The 21028-nt window shown below is 66.3% G+C and carries 23 protein-coding genes; 18 read left to right on the top strand and 5 right to left on the bottom strand.

Annotated elements, in window-relative coordinates:
* Positions 1–126 precede the first annotated feature (126 nt).
* Together RIN79_RS12770 and efp are read right to left on the bottom strand one after the other, a co-directional pair.
* A complete protein-coding gene (locus tag RIN79_RS12770) occupies positions 127–921 on the bottom strand; it encodes an inositol monophosphatase family protein (RefSeq protein ID WP_309085047.1) in 795 nt (264 codons plus the stop codon).
* Positions 922–948: 27 nt separating this feature from the next.
* Positions 949–1512, bottom strand: coding sequence for an elongation factor P (efp, locus tag RIN79_RS12765; protein WP_309085046.1), 564 nt, complete (start codon positions 1510–1512; stop codon positions 949–951).
* Positions 1513–1718: 206 nt separating this feature from the next.
* Between efp and RIN79_RS12760 the strand changes: the two genes are divergently transcribed.
* Positions 1719–2369 (top strand): glutathione S-transferase family protein, encoded by a 651-nt coding sequence (locus tag RIN79_RS12760; RefSeq protein ID WP_309085045.1) that lies wholly within the window; start codon positions 1719–1721, stop codon positions 2367–2369.
* Between the two features lie 117 nt (positions 2370–2486).
* Here RIN79_RS12760 and RIN79_RS12755 read toward each other — a convergent pair whose 3' ends face one another.
* Both RIN79_RS12755 and RIN79_RS12750 read right to left on the bottom strand, forming a co-directional pair.
* A complete protein-coding gene (locus RIN79_RS12755; RefSeq protein WP_309085044.1) occupies positions 2487–3512 on the bottom strand; it encodes a tetratricopeptide repeat protein in 1026 nt (341 codons plus the stop codon).
* The gene (locus tag RIN79_RS12750) at positions 3509–4159 is read right to left on the bottom strand and encodes a thiamine phosphate synthase (protein WP_309085043.1); all 651 of its coding nucleotides are present in this window, start codon (positions 4157–4159) and stop codon (positions 3509–3511) included. Before RIN79_RS12750 ends, RIN79_RS12755 begins: the two co-directional genes overlap by 4 nt.
* Before the next feature lie 226 nt (positions 4160–4385).
* On the opposite strand from RIN79_RS12750, the gene RIN79_RS12745 reads away from it, so the two are divergent.
* From RIN79_RS12745 to RIN79_RS12735, 3 genes are all read left to right on the top strand, one after another.
* Positions 4386–5159 (top strand): sulfite exporter TauE/SafE family protein, encoded by a 774-nt coding sequence (locus RIN79_RS12745; protein WP_309085042.1) that lies wholly within the window; start codon positions 4386–4388, stop codon positions 5157–5159.
* A 47-nt stretch (positions 5160–5206) separates the two neighbouring features.
* Positions 5207–6850, top strand: a complete 1644-nt coding sequence (locus tag RIN79_RS12740; RefSeq protein WP_309085041.1) for an acyl-CoA synthetase — start codon at positions 5207–5209, stop codon at positions 6848–6850.
* Between the two features lie 318 nt (positions 6851–7168).
* Complete coding sequence (locus RIN79_RS12735) at positions 7169–7696, top strand: DUF1465 family protein (protein WP_309085040.1); 528 nt, start codon at positions 7169–7171, stop codon at positions 7694–7696.
* Positions 7697–7698: 2 nt separating this feature from the next.
* Here the strand turns inward: RIN79_RS12735 and RIN79_RS12730 are convergent, their stop codons facing one another.
* Positions 7699–7956: a hypothetical protein gene (locus RIN79_RS12730; protein ID WP_309085039.1), complete on the bottom strand. Its 258-nt coding sequence runs from the start codon at positions 7954–7956 to the stop codon at positions 7699–7701.
* Between the two features lie 61 nt (positions 7957–8017).
* On the opposite strand from RIN79_RS12730, the gene ruvC reads away from it, so the two are divergent.
* From ruvC to ftsH, 14 genes are all read left to right on the top strand, one after another.
* The gene (gene ruvC, locus RIN79_RS12725; RefSeq protein ID WP_309085038.1) at positions 8018–8533 is read left to right on the top strand and encodes a crossover junction endodeoxyribonuclease RuvC; all 516 of its coding nucleotides are present in this window, start codon (positions 8018–8020) and stop codon (positions 8531–8533) included.
* Positions 8530–9150 carry a Holliday junction branch migration protein RuvA gene (gene ruvA / locus RIN79_RS12720; protein WP_309085037.1) on the top strand — a complete coding sequence of 207 codons (621 nt, stop codon included), beginning with the start codon at positions 8530–8532 and terminating at the stop codon, positions 9148–9150. Before ruvC ends, ruvA begins: the two co-directional genes overlap by 4 nt.
* Positions 9151–9216: 66 nt before the next feature.
* The gene (locus tag RIN79_RS12715; RefSeq protein ID WP_309085036.1) at positions 9217–9513 is read left to right on the top strand and encodes an AbrB/MazE/SpoVT family DNA-binding domain-containing protein; all 297 of its coding nucleotides are present in this window, start codon (positions 9217–9219) and stop codon (positions 9511–9513) included.
* Entirely contained in the window at positions 9510–9908 is a 399-nt protein-coding gene (locus RIN79_RS12710; RefSeq protein ID WP_309085035.1) for a type II toxin-antitoxin system VapC family toxin, read from the top strand. The genes RIN79_RS12715 and RIN79_RS12710 overlap by 4 nt, the downstream gene beginning before the upstream one ends.
* The gene (gene ruvB / locus RIN79_RS12705) at positions 9905–10945 is read left to right on the top strand and encodes a Holliday junction branch migration DNA helicase RuvB (RefSeq protein ID WP_309085034.1); all 1041 of its coding nucleotides are present in this window, start codon (positions 9905–9907) and stop codon (positions 10943–10945) included. The genes RIN79_RS12710 and ruvB overlap by 4 nt, the downstream gene beginning before the upstream one ends.
* A 28-nt stretch (positions 10946–10973) precedes the next feature.
* On the top strand, positions 10974–11492 hold the full coding sequence (gene ybgC, locus RIN79_RS12700; RefSeq protein WP_309085033.1) for a tol-pal system-associated acyl-CoA thioesterase: 519 nt from the start codon (positions 10974–10976) through the stop codon (positions 11490–11492).
* A 195-nt stretch (positions 11493–11687) separates the two neighbouring features.
* Positions 11688–12416 (top strand): protein TolQ, encoded by a 729-nt coding sequence (gene tolQ, locus RIN79_RS12695; RefSeq protein WP_309085032.1) that lies wholly within the window; start codon positions 11688–11690, stop codon positions 12414–12416.
* A complete protein-coding gene (tolR, locus tag RIN79_RS12690; RefSeq protein WP_309085031.1) occupies positions 12416–12865 on the top strand; it encodes a protein TolR in 450 nt (149 codons plus the stop codon). The genes tolQ and tolR overlap by 1 nt, the downstream gene beginning before the upstream one ends.
* A gap of 4 nt (positions 12866–12869) precedes the next feature.
* Positions 12870–13925, top strand: a complete 1056-nt coding sequence (locus tag RIN79_RS12685; RefSeq protein WP_309085030.1) for a hypothetical protein — start codon at positions 12870–12872, stop codon at positions 13923–13925.
* A 53-nt stretch (positions 13926–13978) separates the two neighbouring features.
* Positions 13979–15295 carry a Tol-Pal system beta propeller repeat protein TolB gene (gene tolB, locus RIN79_RS12680; protein WP_309085029.1) on the top strand — a complete coding sequence of 439 codons (1317 nt, stop codon included), beginning with the start codon at positions 13979–13981 and terminating at the stop codon, positions 15293–15295.
* A 146-nt stretch (positions 15296–15441) separates the two neighbouring features.
* Positions 15442–15984 carry a peptidoglycan-associated lipoprotein Pal gene (gene pal / locus RIN79_RS12675; protein WP_309085028.1) on the top strand — a complete coding sequence of 181 codons (543 nt, stop codon included), beginning with the start codon at positions 15442–15444 and terminating at the stop codon, positions 15982–15984.
* 169 nt (positions 15985–16153) lie between these two features.
* Positions 16154–17152, top strand: a complete 999-nt coding sequence (ybgF, locus tag RIN79_RS12670; RefSeq protein ID WP_309085027.1) for a tol-pal system protein YbgF — start codon at positions 16154–16156, stop codon at positions 17150–17152.
* A 2-nt stretch (positions 17153–17154) separates the two neighbouring features.
* On the top strand, positions 17155–18474 hold the full coding sequence (tilS, locus tag RIN79_RS12665; RefSeq protein WP_309085026.1) for a tRNA lysidine(34) synthetase TilS: 1320 nt from the start codon (positions 17155–17157) through the stop codon (positions 18472–18474).
* A gap of 110 nt (positions 18475–18584) precedes the next feature.
* Positions 18585–20519 (top strand): ATP-dependent zinc metalloprotease FtsH, encoded by a 1935-nt coding sequence (gene ftsH / locus RIN79_RS12660; protein ID WP_309085025.1) that lies wholly within the window; start codon positions 18585–18587, stop codon positions 20517–20519.
* Positions 20520–21028: the final 509 nt, after the last annotated feature.

The following is a 21028-nucleotide window of genomic DNA, read 5'->3' as shown; positions in this document are numbered from 1 at the left end:
GGAAATGTGACGAAATTGAAATATGGATCAACTCCCCCACCGCTCCCGCAGGAGAGATAGGGCCGGGCGACCCGTCGGCGAGGCGAGGCATTCTCCCATCCTGCCGCCGGCGCGAAGGCGCCGCAGTCAGGGAGCGGGCTTCTGCAGCGTCTTCAAAAGCGCGCGGTGGATCGCCTCGTTCCCCGCCACCACGGAGCCGGTGTCGAACATGTCCTGTCCACCGCTCCGGTCGGTGACGAATCCGCCAGCCTCGCGAACCATCAGGATGCCCGCCGCCATGTCCCACGGGCTGAGCGCGTCTTCCCAGAAGCCGTCCATGCGCCCGGCCGCCACATAGGCGAGATCGAGGGCCGCCGAGCCTAGCCGGCGGATGCCGGCCGCCTCGCCCATCGCATTGCGCAGGTCGATCAGCGCGCGCCCGTGATGGCCGCGCCCCAGATGCGGAATGCCCGTGCCGATCACCGCATCGGAAAGCTCGCGGCGCGCCGCCACCCGCATGCGCCGGTCGTTGAGGAAGGCGCCGCCGCCGCGCTCGGCCGTGTAGAGTTCGTCCATGGCCGGATTGTAGATCACGCCGGCCACCAGCGTGCCCTGCCGTTCAAGCGCGATCGACACGGCGAAGATCGGGATGCCGTGCAGGAAGTTTGTCGTGCCGTCGAGCGGGTCCACCAGCCAGCGGTGCTGGGGATCGTCTCCCTCCACGACGCCCCCTTCCTCCATCAGGAAGGAATAGCCGGGCCGGGCACGCGAAAGCTCGGCATGCACGATCTCCTCGGCGCGGCGGTCGGCCTGGCTCACATAATCGCCCGGCCCCTTGAGCGAGACCTGCAGGTTCTGCACCTCGCCGAAATCGCGCGCGAGCGACCGCCCGGCCTTCATGGCGGCCTGGACCATGACATTGATGATGGCCGAACGCGGCATGGAACTTCCCGGAAAGGCGGAGCGCCGTCAGTCGGCGCGGCGCAGATAAGTGATCTCGTCCGTGTCGACGACAATGCGCTCGCCGGCCGAGACGAAAGGCGGAACGAGGATGCGGATGCCGTTTTCGAGAACGGCGGGCTTGTAGGAGGAGGCGGCCGTCTGGCCCTTCACCACCGGGTCGGCCTCGGCGACGGTGAGCGTCACCTGCGGCGGCAGCGAGATGCCGATCGGCTTTTCCTCGTAAAGCTCCACCGTCACGGTCATGCCATCCTGCAGGAAGGCCGCGCGGTCGCCGACGAATTCCTTTTGCAATTCGAGCTGTTCGTAGCTTTCCGAATCCATGAAGACCAGCGCATCGCCCTGCTCGTAGAGGAAGGTGAAATCCTTCTGCTCCAGCCGCACCTTCTCCACCGTCTCGGCGGAACGGAAGCGCTCGTTCAGCTTGGTGCCGTCGATCAGGTTCTTGAGCTCGACCTGGTTGTAGGCGCCGCCCTTGCCCGGCTTCACGGCATTCGTCTTCACGGCGACCCACAAGCCGCCATTGTGCTCGATGACGTTGCCGGGACGAATTTCGTTGCCATTGATTTTCATTATGACTGTCCTGAGATGAGCCGCTGGCTGGCCGGCGCTTCAAGACCACAAAACGGGCATGGAAGCAAGACGCGCTGGTAGGCGAGCAGGGCGTGGGGAGCAAAACGACGCCTCAACGCGCCGGCCGAAAAAAGACGAGGTGGCCTGTCGATAAAGGCCACCCCCATTCGTCCTCTGGGCGAACAGCAAACTGGAGCGGAATCCCGATGACCCCCACCATCACAGCATTTGAAAGTTCGCCCGACCGCGGTCGGGGCCTGGCGCGGGACATGCGCGTTCGCTGGGCGCTCGAGGAAGTCGGCCAGCCCTACGAGGTCCGTTTTGTTTCTTTCCGCGAGATGAAGGAACCGCCGCACCTTGCGCTTCACCCTTTCGGGCAGATCCCCACCTATGAGGAAGGCGACCTCGCCCTGTTCGAGACGGGTGCGATCATCCTCCATATCGCTCAGCGCCACACGGGCCTGCTGCCACAGGATGCGAATGCCCGGGCGCGCGCCACCGCATGGATCTTCGCCGCCTTGAACACGGTGGAGCCGCCGATCGTCGAGCGCGAGCAGACCCGGTATGCGGAGGGTGACAAGCCGTGGCACGAGGCGCGCCGCCCTCTCCTCGACGGACGCGTCCGCCGCCGGCTGGACCAGCTTTCCAGCCGCCTTGGCGATGCAGATTGGCTCGATGGGGAGTTCAGCGCCGGCGACCTTCTGATGGTGACGGTGCTGCGCAGGTTGGAGGGATCAGGCATAGTGGAAGAATATCCCAACCTTTCCGCCTATGTCGCCCGCGGCCAGGCACGGCCCGCCTACAAGCGTGCCTTCGACGCCCAGCTGGCGGTTTTCACCGCCGCATCGAGCCGCTGACAAGTCTTAACCATTAGAAGCTAACCGGGAGGCAGGTCAGCAGAGCGGTGAAGCGGGCTGTGGAACGGAGGCGAGCAGCTCATTCCCCTACTCCCCTACTGCCTTACTCCCCTAACGTCACCGCAGCCGGTTGGCCCGCTCCGTTGCCTGCTCGATCTGCTCGTCGGTGAGGCCTGCCAGGAAGTCCTCCATGTCGAGATCCGTGAGCCCCGCGCGGCGCGCCAGGATGTACCAGGAGGCGGCGAGGATCGGATCGGGCTCCGTGCCGATCCCGGCGCTGTAGAGCTTGGCGATCCGGTTCTGGGCCGCCACATTGCCGCTCTCGGCGGCGCGCTTCAGCCAGGCAAAGCCTTGCCGTGCATCCCTCTCGCCGCCGCGGCCCTCCACCAGCCAGGTGCCGAGGTCGAGCTGGGCCGTATCGAAATTCTGGTTGGCGGCGCGCAGCAGCCAGCGGCGCGCTTCGGCTTCGTCCTTCGTCTTGCCGCCGATGCCGCTGGCATAGACCTGCGCCAGCGCGTATTGCGCGTCGGGGAGTCCCGCCTGGGCCGCCCGCTCATACCAGGCGACCGCCTCCTGCGCTGATCCGTGTTCGGTCAGCATCTGTGCTAGGTTGAATTGCGCCTGCGTCTTGCCGGCCTCCGCCGCGCTGCGCATCAACGCAAAGGCCCGCTCGAGATCCTTCTCGGCAAACTGTCCGTCGATCAGCATCAGGGCATACTGCATCTGCGCTTCAGGATCGCCCTTCTCGGCGGCCCTGGCGTACCATTTCGCCGCCTCCTTGCCGTCGCGGCGAACACCCAGCCCCCGGGCATAGATTTCGGCGATCAGCGTCTGCGCGGCCGCGTCCCCCACCTCGGCGCGCGGGCGCGCAAGTTCGAGCGCAGTCAGGTACTGGCCGCGCTGATAGGCGCCGAAGGCCTCGTCGACCACCTTGCCGAAACGTTGTGTATCGACCGCAGGCGACTTCGCCCCGGGAGCATCCTCTCCCGCCCGCTCCAGTCGCCCGGCCTTGGCGCCCGCTGCCGGCGCTTGCGCCGGCTGCTCGACCGCGCGCTCCGCGGGCTCCTGCCCCAAGGCCGCCGGCATGCCGGACAGCCCGAGCGTGATCGCGGCCGCGAGGAAAATGAGGAGGCGCAGCATCATTTCGCATCCTCAAATCGGGGCGCATGCTCGTCGAGCAGCGCATTGGCCTCCGCGACCTTGCCCGCCGGGTTCTCCGCTGCGAAGACGGCGCTGCCGACCGCCACGAACTCCACCCCCGTCCTTGCCACTTCCACCACTGAGGCGATGTCGGAGCCCGCGAGGACGATGCAGGGGACCTCGATCATCTCCGCCCACCATCCGCCGAGCGAAAGGTTGCGCGGATGGGGTTCCGGCTTAGTGTCGTAGCCGAAGCGGCCGAAGAAGATATAATCGGGCTGGGTCTCGCCGAGCTCCAGCGCATCGTCGCGGCTTTTCGCGCCGCCGCAGCCGACCATCATGCGGCTCTGGTGCTTTGTTATGATTTCCGCCAGTTCCGCCTTGGAGCCTTCCACGTGAACGCCGTCCGCCTGGATTCGGGCGGCGATGCGCGGCTCGCCCGCCACCACCGCGGCTATCCCGCGCGCCTGCGCCACGTGGGCGAGCTTCTCGGCCCAAGCCTGGAAAGCGCCTTCGTCCGCGCCATAGGCGGGGATGAGGAGCGAGGCGACGTCTCCGCCCGCAAGCGCCGCTTCAATGCGCGCCTCCTCGCCCGCCGCGGGAGGCGGCGCGATCAGGACGAGGCGGCATCGGCTCTTCTCTTGGCTCATGGCATTCTGCTGGGGAAGCGTGCTGAATTCGTCTCACATCAGGATGCGTCGAGATTTGGACCGGGACGGGCGAAACCTGTTGCGCCGCTTGCGGCCTGCTGCCTCGATCTCAATGCGTCCCTTCGGCATAGACGATGGCAAGCTCTTCTCACAAGGGGTTTCGAAACCGCCTCTCGCAAAGTCGTGCCAAACAGTTTATGCCGCAGGGACAATCGATTTCCCCGCCATGGCACCCATTCTCTCCGACCCCGTCTTCTATCTTGCCGCGATACCGGCGGTCATCCTGGTCGGCCTGTCGAAGGGCGGGCTCGGCGGCGCCATGGCGCTGATTGGCGTCCCGCTGATGGCGCTGGTCGTCCCGCCGGTGCAGGCCGCCGCGATCCTCCTGCCGATCCTGATCGTCATGGACATCGTCTCGCTCTGGGCCTGGCGCGGTTTCTACGATCGGCGGCTCTTGGCCATCATGCTGCCGGGCGCAATGCTCGGCATCGGCATCGGCTGGCTGACGGCGGCGGTGGTGACGGCCGATCACGTGCGGCTCATCGTAGGCGTCGTCACCTTGCTCTTCTTCCTGCGCTGGGTGGCCGACAAGTTGAGAAAGAGCGAGCGGGTCGCCGGCCACAGTCCAGCGAAGGGCGTGTTCTGGGGCACCGTCGCGGGCTTTACCAGCTTCGTGGCCCATGCGGGCGGTCCGCCCTACCAGGTCTATGCCCTGCCCCTCAAGCACGACCCGAAGCTATATACCGGCACCAGCGTGATCTTCTTCGCCGTCGTCAACGCCGTGAAGCTCGTCCCCTATTTCGCCCTCGGCCAGTTCGACGCGACCAACCTGACCGCCTCCCTGCTCCTGGTGCCCGTCGCGCCCCTGGCGACGCTTGCCGGCGCCTGGATCGTGCGGCGCATGAAGGCGGAGATCTTCTACCCGCTGATGTATGGCATGATCCTGATAATCTCGATCAAGCTCATTCACGACGGCGCAGCGGGCCTGTGGGGCTGGTGAGAAAAACCGCTTCTGGCTAGACTTTCGGGAAGGTTGGAGGTGAACCGGTGAGCGACAATCCCTACGAGCAGAACCTCGATAAGAACCCGGCCAATTACCAGCCGCTGACGCCGCTGACGCTGCTCGAGCGCGCCGCGAAGGTCTTTCCCGATCACACGGCCATCATCCATGGCGGGCTGAGGCGCAGCTATCGCGAGTTCTGGGACCGTTCAGTCCGGCTCGCCTCGGCGCTGGCCAGGCACGGCATCGGCAAGGGCGACACGGTTTCCGTGATGCTCTCCAACACGCCCCCGATGCTGGAGGCCCATCACGGCGTGCCGATGGTGAAGGCCGTGCTCCACTCGCTCAACACGCGGCTCGATGCGGCGGTGATCGCCTTTCAGCTCGACCACGCCGACAGCAAGCTCGTCATTGTCGACCGCGAATTTTCAGGCGTGATGAAGGATGCGCTTGCCCGAGCGAAAGTGAAGCCGCTGGTCGTCGATTTCGACGATGCGGAATATCCCGAGGACGCGCCCTATGCAAAGGGCGAGCGCATCGGCGTGATCGACTATGAGGAGTTCGTCGCCTCCGGCGATCCAAGCTTCGCCTGGGCGGTGCCCGACGACGAATGGGATGCGATCTCGCTCAACTATACGTCCGGCACCACGGGCAATCCGAAAGGCGTGGTCTGCCATCACCGCGGCGCGGCGCTGATGGCTTACGCCAACACGGTCCACGCCGGTATGGGCCGGCACCCGGTCTATCTGTGGACCTTGCCGATGTTCCACTGCAACGGCTGGTGCTTTCCCTGGACGCTGGCGCTGCAAGCAGGCACGCATGTATGCCTGCGCTGGGTGCGGGCAAAGGCCATGTATGATGCGATCGCCGATCATGGCGTGACGCATCTGTGCGGCGCGCCCATCGTCATGTCGACCCTGCTCTCCGCCGCCGCGGACCAGAAGCGCTCGTTCCCGCAGACGGTGAATTTCAGCACCGCCGCTGCGCCCCCGCCCGAATCGGTGCTTTCCGCCATGGCTGAGGCGGGGTTCGCCGTCACCCACCTTTACGGCCTCACCGAAACCTACGGTCCGGCCGTTGTGAACGAATGGAAGATGGAATGGGACCGCTTCGACGGCGCCGGCCGGGCGGCGCGGAAGGCGCGGCAGGGCGTGCGCTACGCCACGCTCGAAGGGCTGACCGTGATGGACCCAAAGACGATGCGGCCCGTTCCCGCCGACGGCGAGACGCTGGGCGAAGTCATGTTCCGCGGCAACATCGTCATGAAGGGCTATCTGAAGAACAAGCACGCGACGGAGGAAGCCTTCGCCGGGGGCTGGTTCCACTCGGGCGACCTCGGCGTGCTCCATCCCGATGGTTACATCCAACTCAAGGACCGCTCCAAGGACATCATCATCTCCGGCGGCGAGAACATTTCCTCCATTGAGGTGGAGGAGGCGCTCTACAAGCACCCGGCGGTGGCCTTCTGCGGCGTCGTCGCCCGCCCCGATGAGAAGTGGGGCGAGACGCCGGTCGCCTTCGTGGAGCTGAAGCCGGGGACGCAGGCGACGGCGGAGGAGATGATCGCTCACTGCCGCCGGCTCCTTGCCGCCTTCAAGTGTCCGCGGCACGTCGTCTTCGTCGAAATCCCCAAGACGTCCACCGGCAAGATCCAGAAGTTCCGGCTGCGGGAGATCGCGCGCACGCTCTAGGGAAAATGCATTTTAGGGAAATTTTTTGCGAAGATTGTGCAAACCGTTAACCAGTCATTAAGCCTTACGGGCGTTTACTTTCGGCATCCAGTGATCTGGATTCTGACTGAGTGGCTGGGCCATTCTGTTTGACGCCTCCCTGTTAACTCCTGAGAGCCGCCGACCCGCGGCTCTTTTTTTGGCCTGAATTTTCCTGTTAACTCTTCATTAAGCAGGGGCTTGCGTTTGGCCCCGGCCCGAAGCATTTTCCACGGCAAAAGTCATTGGGAAGCGGGCGCCGCTGGCTGGCGCCGTGTAAGTATATTGGGGCGGACAGGAATGATCACCGGCAGTATGGGCGGCGCGAACATGATCAAGCTGGCGGAAAGACGGGTTTTCTCCCAATCTTTCAAGCCCCTCTATGACGAAGGCATGGGCCTTGTCGAGGAGGCGGCCGAATATCTGGACGGCGAGGGCCGCGCCACCGCCAAGACCCTGTCGCGCACCGCTGCCGGCCTCTACGCGGCCGAATCCATGCGGCTCACCACCCGGCTGATGCAGCTTGCCTCCTGGCTGCTGCTGCAGCGGGCTGCAAATTCCGGCGAGATGACGCGCGAGCAGGTCGCCTCCGAAAAGGCCAAGGTGCGGCTCGACACCGCCTCGCTCCAGGAGGAGGCGCCCGGCTGGAGCGAGCTGCCGGAGGCCTTCCGCAGCCTGGTCCGCCGCTCTTTGCGGCTCGAAGCCCTGGTGCGCCGTATGGACGAGGAGATTTACGGCTCGCCCAAGGCCCAGCCGGCCGAGCCGTTCCTCACCAATCCGGTTTCCGATCAGATCACGCTTCTGCAGACGGCGTTCGGGCGCGGCTGAGCTCAGCGTTCGGCAGCCGCAAGGAATGTGACTATGGCATCGCCGGTCACCGGCAGGGCGATGATCGCCGAGGCGATGACGAGCATGAAGGTAATGCGGCGGTAGACCGTATCGCTTGAGATGCCGTAGAGCGCCGATCCGGCAAGCAACCCCACGAAATACGCAGGCGCTGCGGCGATGCCGAGCATCACCCGCGGTCCCTCCAAAAGGCGCGCAGCAGTGTCCTTTCGCTTGCGGCGCACGCGTCCGCTGTCCGGCACTGTCTTCCTCCGCTCTGACTTGCCGGATGGCAATAGACCTCGCGCGGGCTATGGTGGGGCCATGACAGGCGCGATTCGCATCATCGGCATCGACCCGGGGCTGAGGCGCACCGGTTGGGCCGTCCTCGATTCGCTCGGCAATTCCCTGCGTTTCGTCGGCGCCGGCACGGTCCGGTCCGACGAGAAGGCCGATCTCGCCTCGCGCCTGTGCCAGCTCCACGACGGCCTTTCCGATATCCTGCACCAGCACATGCCTCACGAGGCGGCCGTCGAGGCCACCTTCGTCAACAAGGACGCCGTCGCCACCCTCAAGCTCGGCCAGGCGCGCGGCATCGCGATGCTCGTGCCGGCGCGCGCGGGGCTTCCTGTCGCCGAATACGCTCCGAACGCGGTGAAGAAGGCGGTCATCGGCGTCGGCCATGGCGAGAAGCGGCAGATCCACATGATGGTGAAGGTGCTGATGCCGAAGGCACGCTTCGACAGCGACGATGCCGCCGACGCGATCGCCGTGGCCATCTGCCACGCCCACCACCGGCAGTCGGTAACCGCCCGCCTTGCCCTGGAAGCGCGCGCATGATCGGCAAGCTGAAAGGCATCCTCGACGAGGTGGGCGAGGATCACTGCATCATCGATATCGGCGGCGTCGGATATGTCGCCCACTGCTCCTCGCGCACGCTCTCCTCCCTCGGCAGTGTGGGGAGCCCGGTCACGCTCTTCATCGAGACCTATGTGCGCGAGGACATGATCCGCCTCTATGGCTTTCAGAGCGCGCTCGAACGCGAGTGGTTCCGGCTCCTGCAGAACAATGTGCAGGGCGTGGGCGCCAAGGTGGCGCTCGCCGTGCTCTCCACGCTCACGCCGGCGGAACTGGCGAACGCCATCGCGCTTCGCGACATCGCAATGGTGGCGCGCGCGCCGGGCGTCGGCAGGAAGGTGGCCGAGCGCATCGTCACCGAATTGAAGAGCAAAGCGCCGGCCTTCGCCGGCGAAGCGACCGGCACGATCGGGCTCAAGCAGGAGCTTGGCGAGGGGGTCGCGCCGGCGCCCGTCGCCGACGCCGTCTCCGCTCTCGCCAATCTCGGCTATTCGCGCGACGTGGCGGCGAATGCCGTGGCGGCGGCGCTGAAATCCGCGGGCGAAGGAGCCGACGCCGGCACGCTGATCCGCCTAGGGCTTAGGGAACTGGCGCGGTAGTTCGCGGCTTGAAGTAAGCAAGTCCTTACTTTACCTGTAGGTAAGGAATGACCAAAGGGTAAGGAAATGGGCGCGCTCGCGAAAATCACTGCCAAGGGGCAGATCACCGTGCCCAAGGAGGTCCGTGACCGGCACGGATTGAAACCTGGCGATCGCATCGAGTTCGTCGAGGAAAACGGAAAGACCTGGGTGCGGCCACGCAATCGCAGGGCGGTCGACCTGTTCGGCATTCTCGGTCCCCCGCCGAATGGCATCAGCTTGAGCGACGAGGAATTGGAGCGCGCGATACAAGACGCTGCGGAGGAGCAAGCCGCGGAAGAGGACGAACGGATCATACGCGAGTGGCGCGAGGGGATCGAGTGATCGGCATCGACACCAATGTGCTGGTCAGGTTACTCGTTGCTGACAATGCTGGCCAGACTGATGCCGTTCGCCGCTTCTTTGCTCAACGAAACTCCGACGATCCAGCCTATGTGAGCACGGTTGCGCTGCTTGAGACGCTCTGGGTTCTACGGCGGCGTTTCGGATATTCACGGTCCACGATTCTCGACGCCTTACGACAGCTGGTGGCAAGCGCGGAGTTCCAATTCGAGCACGGCGAGCGGCTGGAACAAATCCTGGCGACAGGCGACCCATCGTCCTCGGACATTGCCGACCACCTGATCTCCTGTTCGTCCAATGCGGCGGGCTGCACCCGTACTGTCACTTTTGATCGCCGTGCGGCCTCTCGCGTCCCCGGCATGGAGCTCCTCGCATGAGCGATCCGGACCGCATCATCTCCCCCGCCCAGCGCGGCGAGGATGTCGATGCCACGATGCGGCCGCAGTCGCTGGACGAGTTCGTCGGCCAGAAGACCGCGCGCGCCAATCTGAAGGTTTTCGTCGAGGCCGCCCGTGCGCGCGGCGAGGCGCTGGACCACGTGCTCTTCGTCGGCCCGCCCGGGCTCGGCAAGACGACGCTGGCGCAGATCATGGCGCGCGAGCTCGGCGTCAATTTCCGCTCCACCTCCGGTCCGGTCATCGCGAAAGCGGGCGACCTCGCCGCCCTCCTCACCAATCTGGAAGAGCGCGACGTGCTCTTCATCGACGAGATCCACCGGCTCAATCCGGCCGTTGAGGAGATCCTCTACCCCGCCATGGAGGACTATCAGCTCGATCTCATCATCGGCGAGGGGCCGGCGGCCCGCTCGGTGAAGATCGATCTCGCTAAATTCACGCTGGTCGCCGCTACCACCCGCCTTGGGCTCTTGACCACGCCGCTGCGCGACCGCTTCGGAATCCCGATCCGGCTCGAGTTCTATACGGTCGAGGAGCTGAAGGCGATCGTCACGCGCGGCGCGCGCATTCTCGGCCTGCCGCTGACCGAGGACGGGGCGGAAGAGATCGCGCGGAGAGCGCGCGGGACGCCGCGCATCGCCGGCCGTCTCTTGCGCCGCGTGCGCGATTTTGCGTCGGTGGCCGGCGCCGAGAAGGTGACACGCGAAATCGCTGATGCCGCGCTCCTGCGACTGGAAGTGGATGCGCTCGGCCTCGACCAGCTCGACCGGCGCTACCTCAGCATGATCGTGGAAAATTTCGGCGGCGGGCCTGTCGGAATCGAGACCATCGCCGCGGCCCTTTCCGAGCCGCGCGACGCCATCGAGGACATCATCGAGCCCTATCTTATCCAGCAGGGCTTCATCCAGCGCACGCCGCGCGGCCGGGTGCTTGCCGCCAAGGCGTGGAAGCATCTCGGTCTCAACCCGCCGAAGGAGCTCTCTCAGGCGCAGATCAGCCTTTTCCAGGAGGAGGAATAAGCGCAGGTGGTCTCAACGGCAATGAAGCATGGCTGACGCCGTCACCGATCCGCTGGCCGCCGGCATCAGCGGCGAGCTCACCGACGCCGGCCACCGGCTGATGGCGCGCGTCTATTTCGCCGATACGGATTTCACCGGCGTCGTATATCACGCGCGCTATCTGGAGTTCCTCGAGCGCGGGCGTTCGGACTTCCTGCGCCTATCCGGCGTGCATCACACCGAGCTGGCCGAAGGAAGGCATGGCGAGCGCATCTCCTGGGTCGTCCGCCGCATGGAGATCGACTTCCGCAAGCCTGCCCGCATCGACGACATCATCACCGTCGAGACGGAAGTCGAGGATATCTCCGGCGCGCGCATCTTCATGCGGCAGCGGCTCCTGCGCGGCGCGGACATCCTGGTCGCGGCGCGCGTCGAGGCCGCCATTATCGGCGCATCCGGAAGGCCGCGTCGCTTCCCGAAGGAGTGGATCCCGGTCTTCCTGAGGCGGCCGGAACAAGCCGGGAGCACGTCGGGCGAAGTCTCCTCCGCAAATACTGGTCCGTCGTAATACGGCGTTAACCATACTCCGCCATATCTCGGAGGGCCTTCCCGGAGCTTTAGCGCCTTCCTTTGACCAAAATTTACCGGAAGAAGGCGCGGCTGAAGCATTTCGGGGGGCGCCGCGGCTTCGTTGGGTGAGGCAAGGCGCTGCACGGGGACGGAGCGGCATGAATGCCGCCCGGATTTACGAGGACTGTAAGGCATGGAAACTGTAGAGCTCGCCGCGCCGGGTGGAGATCTCTCCATCTGGGCGTTGTTCTGGCAAGCCGGATGGGTCGTCAAGCTGGTCATGCTTGGGCTCCTCGGCGCCTCGATCTGGACCTGGGCGATCATCGTGGACAAGCTTTTGGCCTATGCGCGCATGCGCATGGCCTTCAACCGCTTCGAGCAGGTGTTCTGGTCCGGCCAATCGCTGGAAGAGCTCTACCGCTCGCTCTCGGAGCGCAAGACAACCGGCATGGGAGCCATCTTCGTGGCGGCCATGCGCGAGTGGAAGAAGAGCTTCGAGAAGGGCGCGCGCTCTCCGCTCGGGCTGCAGACGCGCATCGACAAGGCCATGGACCTCGCCCTCGCCCGGGAAATGGAGCGGCTTGAAGGCAAGCTCGGCTTCCTCGCCTCCATCGGCTCTTCGGCTCCCTTTATCGGCCTTTTCGGCACGGTTGTCGGCATCATGACCTCCTTCCAGGCGATCGCCGGCTCGAAATCCACCAATCTGGCAGTGGTGGCCCCCGGCATCGCCGAGGCCCTGCTCGCCACCGCCATGGGCCTCCTGGCCGCCATTCCCGCCGTCATTGCCTATAACAAGCTGTCCTCGGATGCCGGCAAGCTTGCCGCCCGCATGGAAGGTTTTGCCGACGAGTTCTCCGCCATCCTGTCGCGCCAGATCGACGAGAAGGTCGCTCCCAAGGCACGCGTCGAGGAGTATGCCTGATGGGCATGTCCGTGGCCTCCCCGAGGAATGGCGGAAACGGGCGGCGGCGCGGACGGCGCCATGCCCTGATGTCGGAAATCAATGTCACGCCTTTCGTGGACGTGATGCTCGTTCTGCTGATCATCTTCATGGTCGCGGCGCCGCTGCTCACCGTCGGCGTGCCCATCGATCTGCCGGAGACGCAGGCAAGGGCGCTGAACTCGGAGACGCAGCCGATCACGGTATCGGTCAACAGCGAGGGCCAGATCTACCTTCAGGAGACGGAGGTTCCGCTCGAGGAAGTCGTGCCCAAGCTGCAGGCCATTGCCCAGGCGGGCTATGAGGAGCGCATCTATGTGCGCGGCGATCGCGCGGCTGATTACGGTACGGTCATGCGCGTGATGGCGCGCATCTCGGCCGCCGGCTTCCGCAATCTCGGCCTAGTGACCCTGCAGGAACAGGACGGCTGATGCCATGAAGACCGGTCTCGCCACATCGGTCACCTTGCACGTGGTGCTCCTCGGCTTTGGGCTTTTCTCGCTCTCTGCGCCGAGCGCCTTCGAAGTGGCGGATGTCGAGGCGCTGCCGGTGGACATCATCCCGGTGGGTGACATCTCGCAGGTCCAGCAGGGCGAAAAGGAAGCGCCGCCCGCTCCGAAGCCGGCGCCCAAGCCGACCCGCCGGCCGGACCCGGTCGAGAACGCGCAGAAGGTGGGCGAGGCGGATACTGACCTGAAGCCGCCGCCCACCCCCGAAGCAAAGCCGAAGCCCGTCGAACAGGCTTCCGAGCCGCCGCCCGCGCCGAAGCCGCAGCCCAAGCCCGCCGAAGATCCGGTCAAGGAGACGCTGGAGGCCGAGGCGCAGGATGTTCCTGTGCCCGCCGCCGAGCGCGAGCCCGAACCGCAGCCGCGCCAGGAAGCAAAGCCGGATCCCGCGCCCGAGCCGATGGTGGCCGAGAATGCGGAAGCGGAAAGCGTGAAGCTGCCGACTACCGCGCCCGTGCCGCAGGCTCGCCCGCAGCCGCCCAAGCCGCAGATCGCCAAGGCGCCCGAGCGCAAGGAGGCCGACAAGCCGGCGGCGCAGCAGCAAGCCAGGAGCGAGAAGAAGGACGAGGAACTGCTCGACCAGGTGGCTGCCCTTCTCAACAAGGAGAAAGCTTCCGGCGGCGGCGCGCAGCGTTCGACCCAGGAGGCGGCGCTGGGCGCCAGGGAGACCACCGGCGGGCAGAAACTGACGCAGAGCGAGATGGATGCGCTGAGGGCGCAGATCGAGCGCTGCTGGAACGTGCCGGCCGGCGCGCTCGACGCCGACAACCTGAAAGTGTCGGTCAAGTTCCGCCTCGATCCGAGCGGCGCCGTCGAAGGACGGCCGGAGATCATCCAGGCCGGCGGCTCGAGCGTGGCGCGTGCTGCGGCCGAATCCGCCCGCCGCGCCGTCCTGCAATGCGCCCCCTACAATCTGCCGGCGGAAAAATACAGCGGCGGCTGGGACGAGGTCGTCGTCAATTTCGATCCAACCGAGATGTTCTGACCCGCCTGGAGGCGGGTCATCGAACACGAAGGAACATCAAGAGGCATGAGCTGATGCAGAACTTCCTCCGAGCGACCTTGGCCATTGCGAGCCTCGCCGTGGGGCTGGTCGCGCTGACCCTGGCGCCGGCACGCGCGCTGGTGGAGATCGACGTCAACCGCGGCGTCGTCGAGCCGGTGCCGATCGCCATCACCGACTTTTTGTCCGGCGGCGCCCACGGCGCGCAGATCTCCTCCGTCATCGCCGCCGACCTGCGGCGTTCCGGCCTGTTCGCGCCCATCGACCAGGCGGCCTTCATCGAGAAGATCTCCAATCCCGATGCCGCGCCGCGGTTCGAGGACTGGAAGGTCATCAACGCCCAGGCGATCGTGACGGGCCGTGTGACGCAGGAACCCGGCGGCCGCCTCAAGACCGAATTCCGCCTCTGGGACACCTATGCCGGCACACAGCTCGTCGGCGAGCAGTTCTTCGCCGAGGAGAGGAACTGGCGTCGCATCGCCCATATCATCGCCGACCGGATCTATGAGCAGTTCACCGGCGAGAAGGGCTATTTCGACAGCCGCATCGTCTATGTGGATGAGTCCGGCCCGCGCGACAACCGCGTGAAGCGGCTCGCCCTCATGGACCAGGACGGCGCCAATCCGAAATACCTGACCGACGGGCGCGCCATCGTGCTCACGCCCCGCTTCTCGCCCGAGCGCCAGGAAATCACCTATATGTCCTACGAGAGCGGCCAGCCGCAGGTCTATCTCCTGCAGATCGAGACCGGGCAGCGCGAGCTGGTTGGCAACTTCCCCGGCATGACCTTCGCGCCGCGCTTCAACCCGACCGGCGACAAGATCATCATGAGCCTTCTGCGCGAGGACGGAAATTCCAACATCTTCGCCATGGATCTGCGGACGCGCACCACGCAGCGGCTGACCGACACCAACGCCATCGACACCTCGCCCTCCTATTCGCCGGACGGCAGCCAGGTCGTCTTCACCTCCGACCGCGGCGGGCGCGCGCAGATCTATGCGATGGGCGCCGACGGGTCCAATCCGCGCCGCATCTCCTTCGGCGACGGCACCTATTCCACCCCCGTCTGGTCGCCGCGCGGCGACCTCATCGCCTTTACCAAGCAGAGCGGCAACGAGTTCCAGATCGGCGTCATGCGCACCGACGGCTCGGGCGAGCGCATCCTGTCGAGCGGTTTCCTGCAGGAAGGCCCGACCTGGTCGCCCAATGGCCGCGTGATCATGTTCTTCCGCCAGGAGGCGGGCTCCGCCGGGCCGAAGCTCTATTCGATCGATCTGACCGGCCGCAACGAGCAGCAGATACCGACGCCCAATTTCGCCTCGGATCCTGCCTGGTCGCCGCTTCTGAAATAAGGCGGCGGCCCGCTTTCAGCCGCAATTTCCGCTACCGTCCGAATCGCAGCAATTCCCGGACCGGGCGCCAGACGGAAACGGAAGATTAACCGTCGCATGGTTACTGCTCGCTGAAGAAAAACCTTCGAATGCCAAGGAGTGACGGCATGCGCCGCATTGCAGCCCTGACGAGAAATCCCGTCGCCATCGCACTGGTTGCCGCCCTGGCCGTGGCCGGGTGCCGCTCGAAACAGCAGGTCCCCAATTCAGCCGCCGACCTCGGCCTCGGCGCGGGGGCGGGCGTGGGCGGCGCCGGCGGTCTGGGCGGCGCGGCCGGGGCGCCGGGCTCGCGCCAGGAATTCACGGTGGCCATCGGCGACCGCATCTTCTTCGACACGGATTCCTCCGTCATCCGCGCCGATGCCCAGGCGACGCTGGCGCGCCAGGCGCAATGGCTCAATCAGTATCCGTCCTATTCCATCACCATCGAGGGCCATGCCGACGAACGCGGCACACGCGAATACAACCTGGCGCTCGGCGCCCGCCGCGCCGCCGCCGCGCGCGATTTCCTGGCCTCCCAGGGTGTCAATGCTTCCCGCATCCGCACCATATCCTATGGCAAGGAGCGCCCCGTCGCCGTATGCGACGACATCTCCTGCTGGTCGCAGAACCGCCGCGCCGTGACGGTGCTGAGCGGCGCCGGCAGCTGAGCGGCGGCAAAGAGCGAAGAGGTGCGAATAGGGGAAGCATCCCCTTCGGGCCCCTGTTCGCCTCTGCTATCGCCCAAATCAAAATTTGGCCGAAGTCTCGGCGCTTGGTAAAGGTAACGGCGGGTGGGGGCCTCCCGCCCGATCCTTTCCTTGTCGAGAGCGAGATAGAATGCTGTCCCGAATCTTTGTAAGCGGTCTTGCCGCGCTGGCCGTCCTTGCCCTGACGACGGCCGGACCTGCCGCCGCCTTCCAGTTGCCCGGTGCACCGCCGGCGCAACCGGGCGCCGAGCTCATCCCCGCCCAGGTGACCGATCCCCGCGTGATGGCGCTGGAGGAAGAGGTGCGCAGTCTCAAGGGCACCGTCGAGGAGCTCAATTTCCAGATCCTGCAGATGCAGGATCAGCTTCGCCGCATGCAGGAGGATACCGAGTTCCGCTTCCAGGAGCTCGAAGGCGGCACCGCCGGCGGCAGCACGACCCCGCAGCAGCGCAGCGAGCGGCTGGCGCCGCCCGCCCCCGGCCAACAGCAGGCGGCCCCGGCGGTCGCCGATCCCCTCCCGGGTGTCGCCGTTGCCACCGTTCCGCCCGCGGCAAATGCGCAACCCGCCGTCCCGCCGGCGGGAGCCGCGCCCGCGCCGGGCGACCCCCCGCGCGCGCTCGGCACGATCACCTTCGACCAGAACGGCAATGTGGTCGCGAGCGGCGCGAGCCAGCCGATCGACCTGCTCCAGGGCACGCCCGCTGCCGGCACGGACGGTTCCGTCGTCGCGGCGCTGCCGCCCTCCGGCGATCCGAACGAGATCTACCAGAACGCATATCAGTTCATCCTGTCCGGCGACTACCGCACCGCCGAGGCGGGCTTCCGCCAGTATCTCGACAGGTTCCCCGAGGGCGAACATGCCGCCGACGCCCATTTCTGGCTCGGTGAGGCGATGCTCGGCCAGGACCGCCACCGCGAGGCCGCCGAGGTCTTTCTCCAGGCGAACCGCAATTTCCCCGATGCGAAGAAAGCGCCGGAGATGCTCCTGAAGCTCGGCGTGTCGCTCACGGCGATGAACCAGCGCGATGTCGCCTGCGCCACCTATCAGGAGATCGGCCATCGCTACCCTGACGTCTCCTCAGCGCTCAAGGAGCGCATAAGGCAGGAGCAGGCGCTCGCGGGCTGCTGAGCGTGCGCGCTCCTGGCGCGCTCTTTTCCGGCATTGACTTCGCCCGCCACAGGACGGTTCTCGCGGCGGTCTCCGGCGGCGGCGACTCGCTCGCCCTCCTCTTCCTCCTTCACGAACATCTGAGGACCATCGCCAGCGGCCCCTCGCTGCTCGCGGTCACGGTCGACCATGGCCTGCGTGCCGGCTCGGCCGGCGAGGCGCGTGAAGTCGGCCGACTAGCGGCGGCGCACGGCATTGCCCACCGCGTGCTCAACTGGGAGGGCGGCAAGCCGGCGAGCGGCCTTTCCGCGGCGGCGCGCGAGGCGCGGCTTGCGCTCCTGGCGCGGGCCGCGCGGGAGGCGGGCGCCGGGCTGGTCTTCACCGGCCACACGGCGGACGACCAGGCCGAGACGCTGGCCATGCGCCTTGCGCGCGGCGGCGGCCGGGGGGCGGCCGGCATCGCCCCCGCCACGCTTGTCGATGGCGGCGTGTGGTTTCTGCGGCCCCTCCTCGGCACCCGGCGCGCGACGCTCCGCGCCTTTCTGCGGGAGCGCGGCATCTCCTGGATGGAGGACCCGAGCAACCACGACCCGCGCTTCGAGCGAGCGCGCATCCGCGCCGCGCTCGACGAGACGGCGATCGGGGAACTGCTCGCCGCCGCCCGCACGGCTGCTGAGGCGCGGGAGCGGCTCGGGCTGGAGGCCGCCGGGCTCATCGAGGCTGCGGCTGAGAGAGCAGCTCCGGGCCTCCTCCGCGTGCCGCTGGAAGCGCTCGCCGGCAGCGAGGCCGGCCTTTACGCCTTCCGCATCCTGCTTGCCGTCGTGGGCGGCGCCGAGCATCTGCCTGACCTTAACCGTGCCGCCGCGCTCCTCGGCCGAGCGGGAGAGCAGGGCTTCCGCGCCACCCTGTCCGGTGCGGCGGTCACGGCCCGGCGCGGCGATGTCTATTTCCACCGCGAGCGGCGCAACCTGCCCGCCTCTCCGGCGGCGGACGGCACGCTGTGGGACGGCCGCTACCGCATCGCGGTCAGAGAAAGCTTGCCGGAGGGCACCCTTGCCGCTTTCGGCGCCGAGAACGCGCGCACGGCGGAGCTTCCCGCGACGGACGCCCCGCGCGGCCTGGTCCGCGCCGCCCTGGCCGCCGAGCCCGCTCTTCATGCCGGCGGCCCCCTCGTCGGGCTGGCCGCTTCGCTGCCGCAGGTTTCCATCGAACCGGTGCCCGGGCCGTGGGCGCGGCTTCTTCCGTCCTTCGACCTTGCTCCGGCCGGCGCCGTCGCCGCCCTTCTCGGCGCGCGGGAGATTCCGCCGTCGCCATGGGAAGGCCACAAACGAGCGATGGGATAACCATGTGTCGCAGAAACAGGCTTCCCCCAGGGCGGGCTGCTTGGCAAGCCTGCGCTTGCTCCCTATGTTAGCGGCGATGATGCCGGCCTCGGCGTACCTACGGAACTCAGATGAATCCAAATTATCGAAATTTTGCGCTGTGGGCGATCATCGCGGTCCTCCTCATAGCGTTGTTCAACCTGTTTCAGGCGCCCCAGCAGCGCGGCGCCACGCGGGACATCGCCTATTCGCAGTTCCTTCAGGAGCTCAGCGACGGCCGGGTCGAAAGCGTGACGATCACCGGCGACCGGATTTCCGGCACCTATGTCGACAACCGGACGCCCTTCCAGACCTATTCCCCCGGTGATCCGAGCCTGGTCCAGCGGCTGGAAGAGCACGGCGTCACCATCAATGCGCGCCCCGAGAGCGACGGCTCCAACTCAATTCTCGGCTATTTCATTTCCTGGCTGCCGATGATCCTGATCCTGGCGGTCTGGATCTTCTTCATGCGGCAGATGCAGTCCGGCTCCGGCCGCGCCATGGGCTTCGGCAAATCCAAGGCCAAGCTCCTCACTGAGGCGCATGGCCGCGTCACATTCCAGGACGTGGCGGGCGTCGACGAGGCCAAGCAGGACCTGGAGGAAATCGTCGAGTTCCTGCGCGACCCGCAGAAATTCCAGCGCCTCGGCGGCAAGATCCCGCGCGGCGTGCTGCTCGTCGGCCCTCCGGGAACCGGCAAGACGCTGCTTGCCCGCTCCGTCGCGGGCGAGGCGAACGTGCCCTTCTTCACCATCTCCGGTTCGGACTTCGTCGAAATGTTCGTGGGCGTCGGCGCCAGCCGCGTGCGCGACATGTTCGAGCAGGCCAAGAAGAACGCGCCCTGCATCATCTTCATCGACGAGATCGACGCGGTCGGCCGTCATCGCGGCGCGGGGCTTGGCGGCGGCAATGACGAGCGCGAGCAGACCCTGAACCAGCTGCTCGTCGAGATGGATGGCTTCGAGGCGAACGAAGGCATCATCTTGATCGCCGCCACCAACCGGCCCGACGTGCTCGACCCGGCGCTGCTGCGCCCCGGCCGTTTCGACCGTCAGGTGGTCGTGCCCAATCCCGACATTGTCGGGCGGGAGAAGATCCTCAAGGTGCATGTGCGCAACGTGCCGCTGGCGCCCAATGTCGACCTGAAAGTGGTGGCGCGCGGCACCCCGGGCTTCTCCGGCGCCGACCTCGCCAATCTCGTGAACGAGGCGGCGCTGATGGCCGCGCGGCGCAACAAGCGCCTCGTCACCATGCAGGAATTCGAGGACGCCAAGGACAAGGTCATGATGGGTGCGGAGCGCCGCTCCACCGCCATGACTCAGGCGGAGAAGGAGCTGACCGCCTATCACGAGGCGGGCCACGCCGTCGTGGCGCTCAACGTGCCCTCGTCGGACCCCGTGCACAAGGCGACCATCATCCCGCGCGGCCGCGCGCTGGGCATGGTCATGCAGCTGCCCGAGGGCGACCGCTATTCCATGAGCTACAAATACATGGTCTCGCGGCTTGCCATCATGATGGGCGGCCGCGTCGCCGAGGAGCTGAAATTCGGCAAGGAGAACATCACCTCCGGTGCCGCTTCCGACATCGAGCAGGCGACGAAGCTTGCCCGCGCCATGGTCACCCAGTGGGGCTTCTCCGACAAGCTGGGTCAGGTCGCCTATGGCGAGAACCAGGAAGAAGTCTTCCTTGGGCATTCCGTGGCGCGCCATCAGAACATGTCGCAGGAGACCCAGCAGAAGATCGACGAGGAAGTCCGCCGTCTCATCGACGAGGCCTATACCAAGGCTCGCGAAATCCTGACCGAGCAGCGGAATGCGTGGATCGCCGTTGCCGAAGGCCTGCTGGAATACGAGACCTTGTCTGGCGACGAGATCCGCGCCTTGATACGCGGCGAGAAGCCGGCCCGCGACCTTGGCGACGACACGCCTCCCTCGCGCGGCTCGGCCGTGCCGAAGGCCGGCGCGCGCAAGGAAGGCAAGAAGGGCGAAGAGCCCGACGCCGGACTCGAACCCCAGCCACAGGGGTGAGAAACGTCCGGCTGAAAGGCCGGCAAAAAGCCAACGATTTGGCTTTTTGAGTTTCGAACGCCCGGAGCCCTAGCGGAGGGCAGAAAGCCGGTTGGCGCAGCCAATTCGTCGTGCCAGTGGCACGGCGAAAGGCTTCGAATGCCGGGGAGCTGCTGGAGGCAGCGGGGTCCCCGGCAGGAAAACGTCCGGCCGAAGGTAGTCGCAAGTGAAGGGACCCCTTAGGGACGATCCTTCCCCCCTCCGCCCGCCCGCCGAGCAGGGTGATCAAATCGGCCCCGCCGCCCGGCTGCGCAAAATTAATCTGCAGCAAAAACAGGCTCCTGCACGATTTCCGCATTTTTTCGCCTGAGATTTTATCCCCACCCCCGGCAGCCCTCTTACAATCCCTCCCATCGCTCTTGCGGGAACCGGATGCGCACCGGGTGTTCGGGAGAGCGGCGGCAACCTCCCCCTCCAGGGATCGGTACCTGGAGGCATGATGAGGGCCCGCGACAGGCCGGCGGTGCCGG

This window comes from Chelativorans sp., from assembly GCF_031180965.1.
Classification (GTDB): domain Bacteria; phylum Pseudomonadota; class Alphaproteobacteria; order Rhizobiales; family Rhizobiaceae; genus Chelativorans.
This window is presented reverse-complemented; position numbering and strand designations above follow the sequence as displayed.

Coding starts and splice junctions, on each gene's coding strand:
- RIN79_RS12770 (WP_309085047.1), bottom strand. CDS start 921: ATGCCGCGTTCGGCCATCATCAATGTCATGGTCCAGGCCGCCATGAAG.
- efp (WP_309085046.1), bottom strand. CDS start 1,512: ATGAAAATCAATGGCAACGAAATTCGTCCCGGCAACGTCATCGAGCAC.
- RIN79_RS12760 (WP_309085045.1), top strand. CDS start 1,719: ATGACCCCCACCATCACAGCATTTGAAAGTTCGCCCGACCGCGGTCGG.
- RIN79_RS12755 (WP_309085044.1), bottom strand. CDS start 3,512: ATGATGCTGCGCCTCCTCATTTTCCTCGCGGCCGCGATCACGCTCGGG.
- RIN79_RS12750 (WP_309085043.1), bottom strand. CDS start 4,159: ATGAGCCAAGAGAAGAGCCGATGCCGCCTCGTCCTGATCGCGCCGCCT.
- RIN79_RS12745 (WP_309085042.1), top strand. CDS start 4,386: ATGGCACCCATTCTCTCCGACCCCGTCTTCTATCTTGCCGCGATACCG.
- RIN79_RS12735 (WP_309085040.1), top strand. CDS start 7,169: ATGATCACCGGCAGTATGGGCGGCGCGAACATGATCAAGCTGGCGGAA.
- ruvC (WP_309085038.1), top strand. CDS start 8,018: ATGACAGGCGCGATTCGCATCATCGGCATCGACCCGGGGCTGAGGCGC.
- ruvA (WP_309085037.1), top strand. CDS start 8,530: ATGATCGGCAAGCTGAAAGGCATCCTCGACGAGGTGGGCGAGGATCAC.
- RIN79_RS12715 (WP_309085036.1), top strand. CDS start 9,217: ATGGGCGCGCTCGCGAAAATCACTGCCAAGGGGCAGATCACCGTGCCC.
- ruvB (WP_309085034.1), top strand. CDS start 9,905: ATGAGCGATCCGGACCGCATCATCTCCCCCGCCCAGCGCGGCGAGGAT.
- ybgC (WP_309085033.1), top strand. CDS start 10,974: ATGGCTGACGCCGTCACCGATCCGCTGGCCGCCGGCATCAGCGGCGAG.
- tolQ (WP_309085032.1), top strand. CDS start 11,688: ATGGAAACTGTAGAGCTCGCCGCGCCGGGTGGAGATCTCTCCATCTGG.
- tolR (WP_309085031.1), top strand. CDS start 12,416: ATGGGCATGTCCGTGGCCTCCCCGAGGAATGGCGGAAACGGGCGGCGG.
- RIN79_RS12685 (WP_309085030.1), top strand. CDS start 12,870: ATGAAGACCGGTCTCGCCACATCGGTCACCTTGCACGTGGTGCTCCTC.
- tolB (WP_309085029.1), top strand. CDS start 13,979: ATGCAGAACTTCCTCCGAGCGACCTTGGCCATTGCGAGCCTCGCCGTG.
- pal (WP_309085028.1), top strand. CDS start 15,442: ATGCGCCGCATTGCAGCCCTGACGAGAAATCCCGTCGCCATCGCACTG.
- ybgF (WP_309085027.1), top strand. CDS start 16,154: ATGCTGTCCCGAATCTTTGTAAGCGGTCTTGCCGCGCTGGCCGTCCTT.
- ftsH (WP_309085025.1), top strand. CDS start 18,585: ATGAATCCAAATTATCGAAATTTTGCGCTGTGGGCGATCATCGCGGTC.